This window comes from Verrucomicrobium sp. BvORR034, assembly GCF_000739635.1.
In the GTDB taxonomy this organism is placed as follows: Bacteria; Verrucomicrobiota; Verrucomicrobiia; order Verrucomicrobiales; family Verrucomicrobiaceae; genus Verrucomicrobium.
In genome coordinates, this window is sequence record NZ_BATQ01000113.1 from 1 (window position 1) to 15,861 (window position 15,861).

General features: G+C 58.9%; 18 protein-coding genes. 9 read left to right on the plus strand and 9 right to left on the minus strand.

Features of this window, described 5'->3' with window-relative positions; genetic code table 11:
- On the minus strand, positions 1-416 hold a 416-nt coding region (locus BV034_RS18575), incomplete at its 3' end, for a cupin domain-containing protein (protein WP_265593164.1).
- A 131-nt stretch (positions 417-547) separates the two neighbouring features.
- Here BV034_RS18575 and BV034_RS18580 point away from each other — a divergent pair.
- The 6 genes from BV034_RS18580 (at position 548) to BV034_RS36165 (ending at position 4,350) form a co-directional block, all read left to right on the plus strand.
- Positions 548-1,363 (plus strand): sugar phosphate isomerase/epimerase family protein, encoded by an 816-nt coding sequence (locus BV034_RS18580; protein WP_265593165.1) that lies wholly within the window; start codon positions 548-550, stop codon positions 1,361-1,363.
- A 65-nt stretch (positions 1,364-1,428) separates the two neighbouring features.
- Positions 1,429-2,583 carry a Gfo/Idh/MocA family oxidoreductase gene (locus BV034_RS18585; RefSeq protein ID WP_050028493.1) on the plus strand — a complete coding sequence of 385 codons (1,155 nt, stop codon included), beginning with the start codon at positions 1,429-1,431 and terminating at the stop codon, positions 2,581-2,583.
- A gap of 174 nt (positions 2,584-2,757) precedes the next feature.
- Positions 2,758-3,384 (plus strand): cytochrome P460 family protein, encoded by a 627-nt coding sequence (locus BV034_RS18590; protein WP_265593166.1) that lies wholly within the window; start codon positions 2,758-2,760, stop codon positions 3,382-3,384.
- A complete protein-coding gene (locus BV034_RS18595; protein ID WP_050028495.1) occupies positions 3,381-3,911 on the plus strand; it encodes a hypothetical protein in 531 nt (176 codons plus the stop codon). Before BV034_RS18590 ends, BV034_RS18595 begins: the two co-directional genes overlap by 4 nt.
- Before the next feature lie 102 nt (positions 3,912-4,013).
- Positions 4,014-4,196, plus strand: coding sequence for a hypothetical protein (locus tag BV034_RS36160; protein ID WP_265593167.1), 183 nt, complete (start codon positions 4,014-4,016; stop codon positions 4,194-4,196).
- Positions 4,186-4,350, plus strand: a complete 165-nt coding sequence (locus BV034_RS36165; RefSeq protein WP_265593168.1) for a hypothetical protein — start codon at positions 4,186-4,188, stop codon at positions 4,348-4,350. The genes BV034_RS36160 and BV034_RS36165 overlap by 11 nt, the downstream gene beginning before the upstream one ends.
- Positions 4,351-4,412: 62 nt before the next feature.
- Here BV034_RS36165 and BV034_RS36170 read toward each other — a convergent pair whose 3' ends face one another.
- Positions 4,413-4,664: a hypothetical protein gene (locus tag BV034_RS36170; RefSeq protein WP_265593169.1), complete on the minus strand. Its 252-nt coding sequence runs from the start codon at positions 4,662-4,664 to the stop codon at positions 4,413-4,415.
- 448 nt (positions 4,665-5,112) lie between these two features.
- On the opposite strand from BV034_RS36170, the gene BV034_RS18600 reads away from it, so the two are divergent.
- Positions 5,113-5,544 carry a hypothetical protein gene (locus tag BV034_RS18600; protein WP_265593170.1) on the plus strand — a complete coding sequence of 144 codons (432 nt, stop codon included), beginning with the start codon at positions 5,113-5,115 and terminating at the stop codon, positions 5,542-5,544.
- A 403-nt stretch (positions 5,545-5,947) separates the two neighbouring features.
- On the opposite strand, the gene ffh is transcribed toward BV034_RS18600, so the two are convergent.
- The 6 genes from ffh to BV034_RS18630 form a co-directional block, all read right to left on the minus strand.
- Positions 5,948-7,390, minus strand: coding sequence for a signal recognition particle protein (gene ffh / locus BV034_RS18605; RefSeq protein ID WP_050028497.1), 1,443 nt, complete (start codon positions 7,388-7,390; stop codon positions 5,948-5,950).
- Positions 7,391-7,432: 42 nt separating this feature from the next.
- Entirely contained in the window at positions 7,433-8,815 is a 1,383-nt protein-coding gene (locus BV034_RS18610; protein WP_050028498.1) for a polysaccharide deacetylase family protein, read from the minus strand.
- A gap of 113 nt (positions 8,816-8,928) precedes the next feature.
- Positions 8,929-10,068: a hypothetical protein gene (locus BV034_RS18615; RefSeq protein ID WP_050028499.1), complete on the minus strand. Its 1,140-nt coding sequence runs from the start codon at positions 10,066-10,068 to the stop codon at positions 8,929-8,931.
- A gap of 82 nt (positions 10,069-10,150) precedes the next feature.
- Positions 10,151-11,113, minus strand: a complete 963-nt coding sequence (locus BV034_RS18620) for an acetyl-CoA carboxylase carboxyltransferase subunit alpha (protein ID WP_050028500.1) — start codon at positions 11,111-11,113, stop codon at positions 10,151-10,153.
- A 27-nt stretch (positions 11,114-11,140) separates the two neighbouring features.
- Positions 11,141-12,109 (minus strand): LysM peptidoglycan-binding domain-containing protein, encoded by a 969-nt coding sequence (locus BV034_RS18625; RefSeq protein ID WP_050028501.1) that lies wholly within the window; start codon positions 12,107-12,109, stop codon positions 11,141-11,143.
- An 18-nt stretch (positions 12,110-12,127) separates the two neighbouring features.
- A complete protein-coding gene (locus BV034_RS18630) occupies positions 12,128-12,655 on the minus strand; it encodes a hypothetical protein (protein WP_050028502.1) in 528 nt (175 codons plus the stop codon).
- A 127-nt stretch (positions 12,656-12,782) separates the two neighbouring features.
- Between BV034_RS18630 and BV034_RS18635 the strand changes: the two genes are divergently transcribed.
- Positions 12,783-13,715: an AEC family transporter gene (locus tag BV034_RS18635; RefSeq protein ID WP_050028503.1), complete on the plus strand. Its 933-nt coding sequence runs from the start codon at positions 12,783-12,785 to the stop codon at positions 13,713-13,715.
- A gap of 15 nt (positions 13,716-13,730) precedes the next feature.
- Here the strand turns inward: BV034_RS18635 and BV034_RS18640 are convergent, their stop codons facing one another.
- The gene (locus BV034_RS18640; RefSeq protein ID WP_050028504.1) at positions 13,731-14,735 is read right to left on the minus strand and encodes a M20/M25/M40 family metallo-hydrolase; all 1,005 of its coding nucleotides are present in this window, start codon (positions 14,733-14,735) and stop codon (positions 13,731-13,733) included.
- A gap of 41 nt (positions 14,736-14,776) precedes the next feature.
- Between BV034_RS18640 and BV034_RS18645 the strand changes: the two genes are divergently transcribed.
- Positions 14,777-15,748, plus strand: a complete 972-nt coding sequence (locus BV034_RS18645) for a lysophospholipid acyltransferase family protein (protein ID WP_265593171.1) — start codon at positions 14,777-14,779, stop codon at positions 15,746-15,748.
- Positions 15,749-15,861 lie beyond the last annotated feature (113 nt).

Below are 15,861 nucleotides of genomic sequence, written 5' to 3' on the forward strand. Positions count from 1 at the left end.
CGGAAGCTCATCTCCCGCCGCTCGATCTGCGGATCTCTGAACAAAGTGCTCAACCGGGACTTGGTCTCCGTGAGTTGATCAGCGGTGAGCTGGTCGCAGGTGTGTGCCACGCCCCTGCCAGTGCTCATCTCCAGATCCAACACCAGACACAGAGGCGGGCGGCTCGCCTGCTGGTCGAAGGCATGCGGTTGCCCTGGCGGCACATGAATGACCGTGCCAGGCCTGGCGGTGTAGAGCGCGTCCCCCAGCCTCTGCTGCCCCCGTCCCATCAGGTAGATCAGGAGCTGGTCGTGATCGTGGGAGTGCTCGTTCCACCGGGCCTCGGGCAGGTGGCGGTTGATCCGCAGTCGCATGACCTTGATCCCCGCGATTTGCAGATTCAGATCCTGGATGAGCAGAGGGCGGTAGTTCTTCACAGGTCGGGCTCCGCCTAGACAAAAGCGCACTGTCGAAAAAGTGCTAGTGCAAATGCCATAGTTCTAGCAGGTTGCGATTAACCTCAACCCGTCAACTTCATCCAGTGCGATCCCCCTCCCGTCTGACCCCCATGAGCCGCTGCTGCATTCACACCATGACGACCAAGCCCTGGTCGCTCGACGACTGTGCCCGCCACTACCCGGCGGCCGGTGTGGGCGGCATCACGGTCTGGCGGCAGCACCTGGCAGGCCACGACATTGCGAAAGCTGGCCAGAACCTCCGGGGCGCAGGACTGGAGATCATCAGCCTCTGCCGCGGCGGTTTCTTTCCCAGCCACTCCCCCACCAGCCGACAGGCGGCCATCGACGACAATCTTCGGGCCATTGATGAAGCCCACGCGTTGGGTGCCCCGCTGATCGTCCTGGTCTGCGGTGCCGTCCCCGGGCAGCCCCTCTCCGAGTCGCGCCGCCAAATCGCTGATGGCATCGCCGCGGTCCTTCCGGCAGCACAACAAGCCGGGGTGAAACTGGCGATCGAGCCTCTGCATCCCATGTACGCCGACGACCGCTCAGCTGTAAATACGATGCGTCAGGCCAACGAGATCTGCGACCACCTCGGCTCACCCGCCAACCTCGGCCTGGCGGTGGATGTGTACCACGTGTGGTGGGATGATGCCCTCGAGGCCCAGATCAAGATCACCGGCAACAAGAACCGCCTCTTCGCCTTTCACGTGTGCGACTGGAAAACGCCCACGACCGACTTTCTCAATGATCGCGGTCTCATGGGTGAAGGCTGCATTCCCATCCGCCAGATCAAGGGCTGGGTGGAAGCGACCGGCTTCCGCGGCTACTCCGAGGTGGAGATCTTCTCCACCCGCTACTGGTCCATGGACCAGACCTCCTACCTGGCCCAGATCACACAGGCCTTTCAGGAGCATGTGGCCTGACCAGCGAGGCCGTTCTTTCCTGATACCCCATTCCTTTTTCCTTCAATCCACGCCAACCTTATTCCATGGAAACACGCAGAATCGGCATCATCCTGAACGGCGTCACCGGACGCATGGGTACCAACCAGCACCTCATCCGCTCCATCCTGGCCATCATCCAGCAGGGCGGCCTGAAGGTGAATGACGATCTGACGCTGATGCCTGATCCGATCCTCACTGGGCGCAATGAGGACAAGCTGCGCGCCCTCGCGGTGCGCACCGGGGTGCAGAAGTACAGCACCAACCTGGAATCGGTGCTGAAAGATCCTTCCTACGAGATCTTCTTCGATGCCTCCGGCACCCTCCAGCGTGCCCGGTTCGTGGAAATGGCCGTGCAGGCCGGCAAGGCCATCTACTGTGAAAAGCCCACCGCCGTGGAGACCCACGAGGCCCTGCGGCTCGCAAAGCTTTGTGAAGATGCCGGAGTAAAGAATGGCGTGGTGCAGGACAAGCTGTGGCTGCCAGGCATTCGCAAGTTCAAGGTCCTCCGCGATCAAGGCTTCTTCGGCAAGATCCTCAGCGTCCGAGGCGAGTTTGGCTACTGGGTCTTCACCGGTCTGGATGAGGATCAACCGGCCCAGCGCCCCTCCTGGAACTACCGCAAGGAGGACGGTGGCGGCATCATCGTGGACATGCTCTGCCACTGGCGCTATGTCGTGGACAATCTCTTCGGCGAAGTGAAATCCGTCAGCTGCCTGGGAGCCACCCACCTCCCCCAGCGTGTGGATGAGCGCGGCAACAAATACGACTGCACCTCCGACGACGCCTGCTACGCCATCTTTGAAACGGAGACCGGAGTGGTCTGCCAGTTCAACAGCTCCTGGACGGTCCGCGTGCGTCGTGATGACCTCTTCACCATGCAGGTGGATGGCACCCACGGCTCTGCCATCGTGGGCCTCCGCAAGTGCTGGGCCCAAAGCCTCGGCACCACGCCCCGGCCCATCTGGAATCCAGACATTGACCAGCCCATCGACTTCAACGGCAGCTGGCAGGAGGTACCGGACGCAACGACCTACGACAACGCCTTCAAGATCCAGTGGGAGCTCTTCCTGAAGCACGTTGCCATCGACGCCCCCTTCCGCTGGACCCTTCGCGAAGGCGCCAAAGGTGTGCAACTCGCCGAGGCCGGCCTCGCTTCCTGGGAGCAACGCAAGTGGATTGATCTTGAGAAGCTGGGTTGAGTACTCACAGTTCTTTTTGGCGGAGTGTCCTCGGGCACTCCGCCTTTTTTGTGTCAATTGATCCGTCCCTTCCGCATTGACAACTTTGTTACAATCTCCTGACGGATCAATGACTCAAGCAATGGGGCCATGGCGGAAACTGCGGTGCAACGCTCAACCTGCTGCTATCTCGCCATGCAACGATCCTTTCTGGCTTCATCCCTGATTGTCCCGCTTGTGATGTGGACCCTCGACCTGTCAGGCGCTGATCATCGTTCTGTCACGCAACCTTCCGTCAAGCAAATCGCCGCGGAACACCTCACCTACGAAAAGCTCACTCGTGAGCCCGTCGCGGTGAATCCCTGGCTGGCCATGTTGTGCCGTGGCGCATCGAAGTCTGAGGTGGAGAAGCAACGTCTCCAGCACGGGCCACACGCCCACTCGATGATCGAAATCCGGATGAACCCACTGGCCGCAGCCGCATTCAAGGCCGGTGCCAAGACTTACCCGGTGGGATCCGTGATGGTAAAAACCAAGAGTTACCACAGCTACGTCAACGACCAGGGCAAGATGGAAACACCGATCAAAAATGGCGTGGGCGGCATGGTGAAACGATCTTCCGGATACGATCCCAACCACGGCGACTGGGAGTACTTTTTCATTGACGATGTCGCAAAAATCGAGAGCGGTCGTCTCACCTCCTGCCGTAACTGTCACGATACCGCCAAGGCCTCAGATCATGTCTTCGGCACATGGAGTCGCCCATCCATTCCTACCGAACTTAAAAAATCACCCCAACCTTCCCCTGCGAAAGTACGATGAGAAACATCTGCCTCCCCATCCTTGCCTTGATTGCGGCGCCCCTGCTTTCAGCCAATGACCAGGTCGACCAAACCAAAATTCCGGGGAAAGTGGTCAGCTTTGAACCGGCCACCAAAGTCACGCCCCTCGATGTGCCACCCCAATTGTTCCGGAACCTGCTGCACAATTTTTCCGTCACACGCGAAAGCGAATCCTCCAGCTCGTACATTGTTGCCGGCACCGTGACGAACAACAATAGCGGAGCAGCGATGGAACTCGTTCCTATTTCCTTCGCCTCGCCGTTGCATGGCCCCAAGCTTGCTGGCATGACGAACGCCTTCGGTGAGTTTCGGTTTCGCATTTGGATCAAGAAGGAGAATCAGAATCTCCGGCTTGAAACTCCGACATTGGAAGAAGGCATCCTGTATCTTGGAGACATGCCCTCGGGATTCATTTCCGTGGGACTGGTGGCAAAGGAGATGTCCACAACAGGCTACGCCTACACATTCCGCGACCTGCTCAACCCGCCCAAAGCTCCCGGCAACTAGACTCAAAAGCCCATCATGAAAACCACCGCCTACGTCTTTGGAGCGTTGGCAACCTTTGTCATCGCAACCATTCTCACCATCTTGTAACCGGGCGGCAGCGGCGTGGTAGCCTCCTTGCGGTTGCCAGACGGTTCCGAGTACATGGTCGTCCAGAAATGCAACTGGAGCCTGGAGCCCTACACCGTCGGCTTCTACATGCGCTCGCCAGACGGCCCCTGGGGCTGGTGCTACATTGACCACCAGGCGACCCGATGGCGCAATGTCGTCATGACCCATGACCCATGACCCCGCCTCAGACATCATCACGGTGACGGAGCGCGGCGTCTGGCAAGCAGCACTGGATCGCCAGCACAACAGCTTTTCGGTCGGAGATGGCAGTCCCAAACGCAGTCTGGCGGCACCTCAGGAGCATCGAATGCCTGAGTACGCTTTTCCATGATTCAACGAGGTGGAACCTTCCGGCCCACGCTGACTGCCACCTCTCGCTCGTAGGCTGACTACTTATTTTTCTTCTTCTCGGCCTTGGCGAACTTCTTCTCCTTGGGAGTTTTGCTTGGGGCCTTCTTCTTCTCTTTTCTGGCGTCGTTGGATTTCATAGGGATTGCTTGGTTGCTGAAATTTTGACCCTACTAGAATACCTTGTTCTCGAATCGAAGCAAAGGGCACTTCGGCAAAGAGCAGGATGACATTCGTGAGATCTTCGCCCGAGACTGCGTTTTTGCTCCATGCCAACTGCTCCCCACCCGCTCCCATGTCCCTGCTGTGGGGAGAAGATGACCTTGGGCAAAGCGGACATTCACTCGACAGGCCTGGGCTTTCTGCTGTTCGGCTATGGTTACCAGCACCTGTACTTCAAACCGCGGCGGGAAAATCCCGAAGCACCTCGAACCAAGGAGGTCAAAGTGCTCGACTACACCCAGATACCCTCGTGCTTTCTCTGCCCCGATGCGGAACTTTCGTGTTGCCGCCCGGTCCAGTCTCGGGCTTCCCAAGACCAAGCCCCCCAGCTTGACGGACGCCAACCCGGCAGGGAAATGCCAATTCACGGGTCTCCTACGCGCAAGCTTCTCGACGGGATCGTATTGAGTGTTATGGTGTTTAAGACTCGATTCTCCGGGCACCCTTGCGGGAATGTGTGCGGACGATCGTCTTGTGTCCTTCGCACCTGCCTTCGCTTCCCCCGGATCGAAAACGCATGAGCATGAACCACATTCCGGCCATCCTCAGCCTGCTCATCGCGCTGGCGGTTGGGTATTTGACGCTGACCGTGGAATCACGCGTGGTGCATCAGGAACACGCGTTGGTAAAACTGCGGCAGGAACTAGAGGACACCCGCAAGAAGCTTGAGGAGACCACCCAGACCGCGGCATTTCTGGACGACCAGGTTTTTGCCCTCAAGGAAGACTTCAGCAAGGGACCGACGGCTGGCATCCCTGTGGATGCGCCTGTGACCCGCGCTCAACTGGATGCAGCGCTGAAGGAGTACACCCTCATCATGGATGAGAAGATCAAGCCTCTGATGGCACGTCCCATCGAGCTGAAAATCTGGGACATGGCCAACCCGACCGCCGAAGTCACGCCCCTCGTGCCGCCCCCGGAAGCAGGTGCAAAAGAGGAAAAGAAGGGGCCTTAACCATCCGTGGAAAGTTTATTTCCCGGATGCGCCAATCGCCTGGAGGTGACAGCCCTGCCTCCACTGTAGAAGAACCGTCTCGGTTGTTGTTCCCTAGGGACCCTGCGGCCAAGAGCCGGGACGGCTCTTCTACCTTGCCACTGTGTCGGCGACGCCGAGAAAGTAGTGCCTGGCTTTGGAACCGTCCGCCAGCCTCCAACGCCGCCAATCTACCGAGTGCCAAACGCCTGCCGTTTAAAGGAGGCGGGATCTCCGGTCCCGCGCATGAACGGAGGAGAAAGCAGGCAACTGATTTGAGCGCAGCCATCGCGCAAAACCTCAGGGGCTCTGCGATTGAGCGGGACTGGAACCCCCGCCTCCTTTTGCTGACGCCCCGCGATCTCCTGTATCCTGAACAGCCTTTCTAGAACTTGAAGCCCTTGGGCCGCTTGCTCATTTTGGGCATTCCTCCTTTGCCACCGCCGCCAAAGCCCGGAGGCATGCCCCCCATCCCACCAAGGCTGCTGAGATCCGGCATGCCACCAGCACCGCCGCCGCCGCCCATCATGCTGCCCATGAGACCCTTCATCATGCCCTTGTTCCGCATGAGTTTGCGCATCATCTCAAACTGCTTGAGGAGCTGATTCACTTCCACCACGGGGCGCCCACTGCCATTGGCGATACGCTTGCGACGGCTGCCGTTGAGCAATTCCGGCTTGGTACGCTCCTTGGCGGTCATGCTCAGGATGATCGCCTCCACATGCTTCATCCGCTTCTCCTCCACATTGAGCCCCTTGAGAGCCCCCATGCCAGGCAGCATGCCCAGGATGGACTCCAACGGCCCCAGCTTGCGCATGAACTTCATCTGGCCGAGGAAATCATTGAAGTCGAACTTCGCCTCCTGCACACGCTTGGCGATGCGCATGGCATCTTCCTCATTGATGGCATCTGCGGCCTTCTCCACGAGAGAGACGACGTCACCCATGCCCAGGATGCGCTGGGCCATGCGATCCGGGTGGAAGACTTCCAACTGGTCAATCTTCTCCCCCATGCCCACAAACTTCACCGGGCATCCGGTGACCTGTTTCATGGAAAGCAGCGCCCCCCCACGGGCATCGCCATCCAGCTTCGTCATGACGAGGCCGGTGATCCCGATGGCATCATTGAAGGTCTTGGCCACGCTCACGGCCTGCTGACCGGTGGCCGCGTCTGCCACGAGCAACACTTCACGCGGCTGCACCACGTTCTTGATCTTGATGAGCTCTTCCAGGAGGCCCTCGTCCACTTCCTGACGACCGGCGGTGTCAAAGATGGCAATGCCCCCACCCTGCTTCTCCACCCACTCCAGCCCTTGCTTTGCTGCACGGACGGCGTCTTTCTCCCCTTCCTCGGGCTGGAACACCGGCACCCCGATGCTCTCTCCCAACACCACGAGCTGCTTCACAGCCGCGGGTCGGAACACATCGCAGGCTACCAGCAAGGGCTTCTTGCCCTGTTTCTTGAGATAGGCGGCCAGCTTGCCTGAAGTGGTGGTTTTACCTGCCCCGTTCAAACCGGCAATGAGCAGCCGTTGGGGAGGGTTCAAATCGAGAGTGGCGGTACCCTCGCCCAGCAGGACAACCAACTCATCGTGGAAGATTTTAACGATCTGCTGGCTGGGTGATACGGTTCGCAGCACTTCCTCACCCAAGGCCTTGGTCTTGACGTTCTCGACAAGATCCTTGGCCACTTTGAAGTCCACATCTGCCTCCAGCAATCCCATGCGGATTTCACGCATCGAATCGCTGATGTTGGATTCACTGATCTTGCTGTGACCGCGGAGCTTTTTGAAAGCGCCTTCGAGTTTTTCCTGGAGTGCTTCGAACATGGCAGATGTAAAGAGTAAGGAGGAGGAGGAGCCGGCAGAAATTTATGCTTTGGGCGCGGGAGGAGGAGTTGCCGTGGCGGCCGAGCCGGCGGTCGGTTGGTAAGACGAGGTCTGGTCCACTTTGAACTTCCAGCTGAGGACCTCAGCCTTGTCTGCGCTGGCGCGGCGGAAAGAAAGCTGCGCGGTGCATTCCTCCAAACGCAGCATCTGCGGCACACGGAAACGCACCGTCTGCGTTGTGGGATCGAACTCCACCGGGACCAGCCCGAAGCCACTGACGCGGAGAGCCAGACTGTCCGGCAGCACGGGGCCCACCCGGGCGAGATTGGCCTCGATCAAGGGCCTGCGATCCGTGATGGTCGCTCCCGGCTGGGGCTGAAGCACGACGAGCTTGTTGCCATGCTCGTCCACTTCGTCGGTTCTGAGAAACTTGCTGTCGGCGATGTTGCCACCACCTCCGCGGAAGTTGGTTGCCAGGCGGAAGTTCACATCCTTGTCCCCGATCTGCACAAAGCGCGGAAGCTTGCCGTTGGGAGTGTCCCAGGTGGTCTTTTGCGGGTTTACCGTGACGGCGGCTTCGTAGCCGGCATCCAGACACATCTGGGCGATCTCGTCGGACTTGTTGCCATACGGGTAGGCGAAGGTTCTACAGGGGACGCCAAAGGTCTCCTCCAGGAACTTCTTTGATTCGACGATTTCCACTTCCAGCCACTTGCGGTACTGCTCATCCGTCTTGCCATGCCGGGCGGTGAGCGCCTGGTGGGACACGCTGTGGCTGCCCAACTCGGCACCGTACTTCATCATCTCCCGAATCTGGGTGAGCGTCAGAGAACGACCACCACGGTTCACGTAGTTTTTATAGAGATATACCGTGAACGGGTAGTTGAATTCCTTGAGGATCGGGAAGCAATACTCATGCACGCCAAGCCAGCCGTCATCCATGGTGATGACCACTGATTCTTCAGGGATGTTCTTCTCTCCGCGCTTCCAGGCCAGGACGTCCGCGAGAGGGATCACCGGGATCTTCGCGTCCTTCAGGGCCTGCATTTGCGTCCGGAAGGTGGTGGCAGTGATCACCATGTCGCTTCGGGAGGGTTTCTCCGCGAAGTCGTGGTAACACATGATGGAGACCAACGCTGACTTGTTGAGCTCAAACAGCTCGGCCTTGGGCACCTCGATCTCGCTGCCATCCGCTGCGAACATTTTGCCATTCTCCAACGTCTGCTGCAGTCTCTCCTCCTCAGCCGAGAGCGGAGCTTCCACCGGCGGCGGGGGTGCGGGTGGAGGGGGCTTGGGGAGGAATTCTTTGAGCTTCTCCAAGCATGAAGTCAGGACACACAGGCACAGTACCGCCACTGCCAGCTGCTTCAGCCAGGGCAGGAGACGGGTAAATGTGACACCAGAAATGGGTCTGCGGGGGCGCATCCCGTGACGTTACGTACGGAGCGGGAAAATGCGAGCAGGTTGTGCATTCAACGAGCACACGAATCCCCTGCCCGGAAGTGCCCTTTCACCGTCCAGATCCACGCCAATCCCGACTACTTGGCGAGTTCCGCGAGGAGCAGCACGATATCAATCACGAACATGAGCACAATGGACGCTTCCAGCACCAGCATGATGCGGTGATTCTGCTCCTGTTTCAGCATCTCATACAGGTCGTCCAGCGTCTTCAGCTTCTCGTCGATGCTGCGATGCCAGTCAGGCAGGTGGAACCGTCGGGAGACCGTGTCGTAGAGCCGGGCCAGGTGCCAGTCACCGAAGAACTTCGTGATGTTGGAAAGCTCGTCGCTGAACCGGGCCAGATCGATACGCACCTCCCGCAGATGGGGCAGAAGCCGCTTGTGCTCCCGGATTCGGGGCGGGCGCTGGAGGTCCGCGTAGGAGCGTTCCAGCGCCGTATCGATGAGCTGGTCGTAGGCCTCCAGTTCCTCCAGCTGGACATTGGCCAGTTCCATCACAAACAGCGATTCCTCAAAGTCCGCCGGCCGGTCCACAATGAGGGCAGCGTCCCAGTCCACCACGATCAAGTCGGACTGGTAGTAAGAGAGGTGCTTGCTGGTGGATTCGAGTGCCTCCTGATGTGACAGCGGCGGGTCGGATGTTTCCTGGGTGATGAGCGTGGCGATGGTCCTCCGGTTGGCGCGAAACCACTCCTCCGCATTGAACCACCGGCCGCCCACAGCCTCACCGGGTGACTCTACGCAGAACACGGTGTAGGCCTCCTCCTCCTGGAGCGTCTCGACGGGGCGGACTGCCACGGTCCCAAGCTCCTGCCGTAGCGTCTCAGACAGCTCCCTGGCATGTCTTTGGAGGGCTCCGCCAGCAAACTGGTACCTGTGGAACTGGCTAAGCTGTTCCAGGCGATCCACTTCAAACGACACTTTTAGCGTCAGACTGATCGCCCCAATCGGGAGCACCTTCACCGACCGCTCTACCTTCACGACTTTGCCCCCTTCCAGAGACAGGTCTAAAGGTTCCAGCCGGGCCATGCGCGGCTGATAGAACAATTGCTGCCGTGGGCTCCGTTTCGAAACGCCCACAGGCTGAGCCACCAACGGCTGACCGAGGAGGTGCGTTAGTCCGGGACGCCGCAGTTCATAGGCAATGTCGAACGCATAAAAGTAAACAACTTCGCCCTTCAGTGCTGATCCTGCGACTGCGCTGTCCCCTTCTGCCATGCCTCACTCTACCCCGTCCGGCGATGGCGTATCAAGCCGTGGGTCACGTTTCCGTCACCCACGACTCCCTGGTCGGAAGGGCTTACTCGCCCTCTGTGAACTTGCCGTAGGCGCGGAACTTTTCGTACCGCTTCTGCAGAAGCTCTTCCGAACCCAGAGGGGTCAGTTCCGCCAAAGCGGAAACGAGGGCGGATTTCAGAGATGCCGCCACCGCATGGTGGTCGTGGTGGGCGCCTCCATGGGGCTCAGGGACGATATGGTCAATGATCCCTAGCTCCATAAGGTCGGGAGCACTGAGCTTCAGCGCCTGCGCAGCCTCGGGAGCATGCTGCCGATGTTTCCAAAGAATGGCGGCGCAGCCTTCCGGTGAAATCACCGAGTAGTAGGCATTCTCCAGCATTATGACGCGGTCCGTCACACCGATGCCCAGAGCCCCACCGGAACCGCCTTCACCGATGACCACAGAGACCATCGGAGTGCGGATCTTCATCATTTCCAACAAGTTGAAGGCAATAGCCTCCGCGATATTGCGCTCCTCAGCCCCAATGCCTGGGAAGGCTCCAGGGGTATCAATCATGCAGATGACCGGCAGGCCGAACTTCTCCGCCATACGCATGAGGCGAAGGGCTTTGCGGTACCCTTCCGGATGTGCGCTGCCGAAGTTGCGCAGCAAGTTTTCCTTCGTATCACGCCCCTTCTGCTGCCCGATCAGCATCACGCGCTGGCCGTTGAGCGTGGCAAACCCTCCTGGCATCGCATTGTCATCCCCGATGTGGCGGTCCCCGTGCAATTCGACAAACTCGTCAAAACAGAGTCTGGCGTAATCTAGCATATACGGGCGCTGGATGTGGCGCGCGATTTGCACCCGCTGCCACGGGCTGAGGTTGGCGTAGGTTTCCTCCTGTAGCTCTGCCAGTTTCTTCTCGAGATCGGCAATCGCAAGCGTGACTTTGCTTGTGTTCTTCAAAGCCTGCTTGCGGCGCAGCTCTTCCAGCTCTTCCCGCGCCTTGACCAGCGGTTTTTCGAATTCCAAAACTTGTTTCATGTTGCTGACAAAAAGTTGAATTTAGAGTTAGCGCGCGACGAACAATTTCGTCTGCGTGCGGACGATTGTGAACAGTTCTTCGATGTCCTCCCGGGCCAGAAACACCCCGGTTTCCGGGATGCCCGCCAGGTCATCATCGTCGTCGTCCACAACTTTGTTGGCAGCCTTGGAGCCGCCTTTGGACTTCCCTTTGGTCGCCGCAGCGGGCTGGGAAGGAGTCGTCGTCTTATCAACCAGCGGCTTTGCCTTGGGCAGCCCCCGGAGATTAAATCCGGTCTTGTGACCAACCAGCCATTTGTCAGCACTGATGAAAATGGGATTCTCCGAGGTCACGGCCTTGCCATTGTGCCAGGCGCTTTTTGCCTGAATCACCGTCTCGGCGGGTGCCTTCATGCCAGGGGGCAGGCGGATTTCCAGAGCCTGGTATTCCTTGAAGAAATAGCCTTTCTCCCGGGTCCCGCGCCAAAGCTGGACGGTCTTGGACGACAGATCTACCACGATCTCGAAGTCCAGGGGAAAAACAAAAAGGTGATCGCCTGGCTGCAAGTTGGTGCTCAGCATGCCATTGGCCCGCATGATGCACTCCACACTGGTCTGGTTTTTGCTGGCAATCCTCCCCATGGAGTCACCTGGCTGGACGATGTAGTCCTTTCTTTGCGGGTTGGCCTCCTGGGAAAAAAGCATATCCATGTTCAGCTCACCGATGATCCGGCGGGCCTCGGGCCCTGTAGAGGTCTCAGGAAAGCTGTCCAGCAAGCGGTAGAGAGCCTTGCGACCCTCGGTGTAGTTGGAGGTGTTGATGAGCTCCATCGCCTCATCAAAACGGCGCACCCCTGGATCCGGCAGATTGGTGTGCTTGCCCTGCAGGTTCTTGATCTGGCCCTGCACCACCGACTCATGCCCGAGGACACGAGTGTAGTACCAATAGGCGGCCGCAAGCACCGAACCTGCGATACCTACCGCAAGAAGGAAGACGAGGATTTTGAAACGGCTCATCGTATCCGTGGCGTCACATCAGCCCAGCAGGCCCCGACGCTTGAAATCGAACATGTTGATGTTGTGGGACTTCTCAATCATTTCGAAAAAGAACCGCAGCAGCGAGATCTCCCAGGTGTCGTCAACACCCTGGATGATGGCTCGCATGGGATTGCCAGAGGCGCGCTGTTCGGTCAGCAGCTTGTCGCACACGGTGGCAAATGACTCATGAACGATCTCCTCGCTCACGGTGGTACGCTTGAAATTGAACCGGTAGCGCAGGATCGCAAGATCCTTGAGATGGTTCTTTACCCACTGGCCAAAAGCCTCCGCTTCCGCCCCGAATCCCTCGAAACTCCAGTCGTCGGTCACCGTGGGGGTGACGATCATGGGGCGTTCCGCCTCGATCCGGCCATGGCGCACCCGCGTGACATTGGTGGAGTCCATGAGTTCGGTCACCAGTTGAAACTCGAACTGGGTGGTGCCAAACGTATCAATGCGACGATCAGGCTCGTGGAGAACCTTCGTATTTTCGATCGCGTACTGAAAATCGAACTCAGAATGCATTTCTTGGTGGGAGCAGAGGGTAGTGCGGAATGGCTTCGTGGCTAGTGTTTTTTGAGGCTTGGGTCTGCGGGAGGGATTCCATCAGATCGCTCTTGAATGCAGAACTGACCCCCGTGAATCTGCGGCGATGTTCTTTGACCTCTTCCTGAATGTTTGTGCTCCCATTTTCTTTGTGGTGGGTCTGGGATGGCTCTTGGACCGGAAATTTCGCCTCCACTTGGAGACTTTGGTCAAACTGAACATCTACCTTTTGGTCCCGGCTTTCATTTTCACCCGGGTGCTCGACACCGAGCTGGGCGGTCAGGAAGCGCTGCAGATCGTGGGGTTCACCCTGGCCACCATCGCCCTCATGTTCATCGGTAGCACGATCGCTGCCAGAGTGCTCAAAATGCATGCTCAGCAGAGGCAGGCTTTGCGCCTGGCCACCATGTTCTACAACTGTGGAAACTATGGCCTGCCCCTGGTGACGCTGGCCTTTGGCCACGAAGGGGCTGCGGTACAGGTCTATGTACTGGCGACTATGAACGTGGCCACTTTCACTATCGGCCTCTTTCTCGCTCAGGAACGCGGTGAAAAACCGGGGGCCCACTGGCGAGCCCTCAATGGCATGCTGCGGCAACCTACGCTCTATGCACTGGTGGCCGGGGTGCTGGCAAAATCCACTGGACTGCGCCTTCAGGAGGTGACCTGGCTCTGGCAGCCGCTGGACCTGCTCCAGGCCGCTTTGGTAGGATTTGCCCTCCTCACCTTGGGGGTCCAGATGTCCCAAACCCGGCCCGCCCCCTTCCGGGCTCCGCTGTTCGCCGCCTTGGGCATCCGCCTCATCCTCAGCCCTCTACTGGCTCTTGGATTAACTCAGATCATGGGGTTTCCCCCAGCGGTCGCAGCTTCTCTGGTCCTCGCTACCGGGGCTCCCACAGCCGTAAATACGGCCCTGCTGGCCCATGAATTTGGTGGCGATGTGTCGTTCGCCACCTCTTCAGTCTACTACACAACCTTGGTCAGCATGCTCACGACCACCGTGACCCTGAGCCTGCTGAAGTTGTGGCTGGCCGCCTGACGAGCGATCCGCGGATCAGACCAAAGTCTCTTCGAACTTGGCGTTGGAAGCCTCAAGGTGCTTTTTGTACTCCTTCATGCGAAGGGTCACGCGCTCTTCAAGAGTGCGCTCACCCAGCCCCTGATGCTCTGTACCCACCAGGGCCACAACCAGGTTCACCGTGGCTTTCACGTCTTCCAGCATCACATATTCCGCAGAGACATTCTGGTCGTCGTCCAGATTGTGATAGTTGCCCAGAGGCACGCTCAGACCAGCACTGCGAATCCCGCAGGCCTGGAGCGCGGTGGCCTCGCAGGCCCCGGCATCCAGAAGGCAGCGCTGCACCCGGATCCCCTGCTCTGCTGCGGTGCGCATCACCGTCGCGATCAAGTCATGGTCAAACACCGAAAGGCGGTCGCCGACACGAACGATGGGGCCATCTCCCATTTCTGCACCGTTCACCGGGCGGCTGGTTTCAACGGAGAGAAACGCGGCTTCTTTGCCGAAGGGCCAATGCTTGCCCAGGTGCCAGGCACCCAGGAAGCCCACTTCCTCAGCGCGGGTGAAGGCGGCATGCACCGTTGCATCCAGACCCAGACGAGCCAGTTCCTTGATGGTGGCGATAATCACGGCACAGCCAACCAAGTCATCACAGGCCGCAGCGCCCACTTTGCCTTCCTCGATGGTGACGGGGAAACCCCACGGTGCAATGTCACCGTTCTCGCGACGGAGGGCGATGTTTTCAGGAAGATCGACAATCGATTTCGGCACGCCACCCAGAAACTCCCAGTCCCCGTTCTTGCCGGGGTTCTTCACCCATGCTGGGTGATCCATGTGTGCGCCCAACACCCAGACCGGGTTGGACTTGCGCTTACCCTTGCGATAAGTCGCCAGCAAATTGCCAAAGGCATCGGTGGACAGCTCCACATGGGGCACGTCCAGAAGGAGCTGCTCAATTTGCGCCCGCACATGATATTCATGAAATGGGGCGGTCGGTTGATTCAGGAGCTTCTTGAGGATAGAGGTCAGCGTGTCGGCCATTGCCTACTCTATACTCATTTCTCCCAGTACCAAACGTGATCGTGAAGAAGATTCGCCACCGGATTGAGACATTTCTAGTAAACTTTGGAGTCTGGTGGCTCCCAAAACTCTCCAGGGAACAAGTTTTGCTCCTCAGCAAGGTGGTCGGACTGCTCGCCTTCGCCATCGACTACCGCGGCCGAGGCACCGCCATTGCGAATCTCAAGGCGGCATTCTCCCGGGAGAACATCACCCCTGATCAGGCGCGCCGCATCGCGATCGGCAGTTTCCAGAACTTTGCCCGTACCTTTCTGGATCTTTTCTGGATCGCCGGCCATCCCAAGGAGGAATTGCCCCAGATCGCGAGGCTCTCCTGGCAGGACCCGAAAACGCCCGCCATGGCTCAATCCCGGGGTGCCCTCTGGGTGACGCCGCATTTTGGCAACTTTGAGGTGCTCAGCCTCATCGTCGGACTGCAGGGCTTCACCCAGCTCACCATCGCTCAGGACTTCAAAAACGAAGCGCTGACCGACATCTTCGCCCGCCTCCGGCAGAAAACCGGCCACGAAATCATCCCACAACAAGGGGCAATGTTGCGGATCTTCAAGCAACTGAAACGGAACGGGCATGCTTCATTGCTCGCCGATCTCACCGTCAAACCCGGTCGCGCTGCCACGGTAATCGAGTGCTTTGGGTTGAAAACTTGTGTCCCCAACCTGCATACCAGCCTGGCATTCCGGCTGGGGCTGCCCCTCCTGCCCGCGACCGCCCTCCCCCTGTCAGACGGGACGTACCGCTGCCATTTCCTCGACCCCATGGAGGCTTCAGACTATCCCTCCATCGACACCATGACCCAGGCGGTGTGGGACCGGTTCGAACCTCAAATCCGCCAGTACCCCGAGTGCTGGATGTGGATGTACAAGCACTGGCGCTACCTCCCCGGCCCGGAACGCGATTCCCGCTACCCTGCGTACGCCAACCCCAATCGCCAGTTCCGGGAGATGCTCCCCGTCGCGCAGCTGACCCCACAGTGATTCGCGGGGCGGGTGGGACGATGCCATGAACCACCGGGACAACTGAACGCAAGAAAGGCACGGTAAACCGTGCCTTTCCCAGAAATAGATGAAGGGTCAGTCCGGTAAGCGGA

Coding starts and splice junctions, on each gene's coding strand:
- BV034_RS18585 (WP_050028493.1), top strand. CDS start 1,429: ATGGAAACACGCAGAATCGGCATCATCCTGAACGGCGTCACCGGACGC.
- BV034_RS18610 (WP_050028498.1), bottom strand. CDS start 8,815: ATGCGCCCCCGCAGACCCATTTCTGGTGTCACATTTACCCGTCTCCTG.
- BV034_RS18580 (WP_265593165.1), top strand. CDS start 548: ATGAGCCGCTGCTGCATTCACACCATGACGACCAAGCCCTGGTCGCTC.
- BV034_RS18630 (WP_050028502.1), bottom strand. CDS start 12,655: ATGCATTCTGAGTTCGATTTTCAGTACGCGATCGAAAATACGAAGGTT.
- BV034_RS18600 (WP_265593170.1), top strand. CDS start 5,113: ATGAACCACATTCCGGCCATCCTCAGCCTGCTCATCGCGCTGGCGGTT.
- ffh (WP_050028497.1), bottom strand. CDS start 7,390: ATGTTCGAAGCACTCCAGGAAAAACTCGAAGGCGCTTTCAAAAAGCTC.
- BV034_RS18640 (WP_050028504.1), bottom strand. CDS start 14,735: ATGGCCGACACGCTGACCTCTATCCTCAAGAAGCTCCTGAATCAACCG.
- BV034_RS18590 (WP_265593166.1), top strand. CDS start 2,758: ATGCAACGATCCTTTCTGGCTTCATCCCTGATTGTCCCGCTTGTGATG.
- BV034_RS18620 (WP_050028500.1), bottom strand. CDS start 11,113: ATGAAACAAGTTTTGGAATTCGAAAAACCGCTGGTCAAGGCGCGGGAA.
- BV034_RS18595 (WP_050028495.1), top strand. CDS start 3,381: ATGAGAAACATCTGCCTCCCCATCCTTGCCTTGATTGCGGCGCCCCTG.
- BV034_RS36170 (WP_265593169.1), bottom strand. CDS start 4,664: ATGGGAGCGGGTGGGGAGCAGTTGGCATGGAGCAAAAACGCAGTCTCG.
- BV034_RS18625 (WP_050028501.1), bottom strand. CDS start 12,109: ATGAGCCGTTTCAAAATCCTCGTCTTCCTTCTTGCGGTAGGTATCGCA.
- BV034_RS18615 (WP_050028499.1), bottom strand. CDS start 10,068: ATGGCAGAAGGGGACAGCGCAGTCGCAGGATCAGCACTGAAGGGCGAA.
- BV034_RS18635 (WP_050028503.1), top strand. CDS start 12,783: ATGTTCTTTGACCTCTTCCTGAATGTTTGTGCTCCCATTTTCTTTGTG.
- BV034_RS36165 (WP_265593168.1), top strand. CDS start 4,186: ATGACCCATGACCCCGCCTCAGACATCATCACGGTGACGGAGCGCGGC.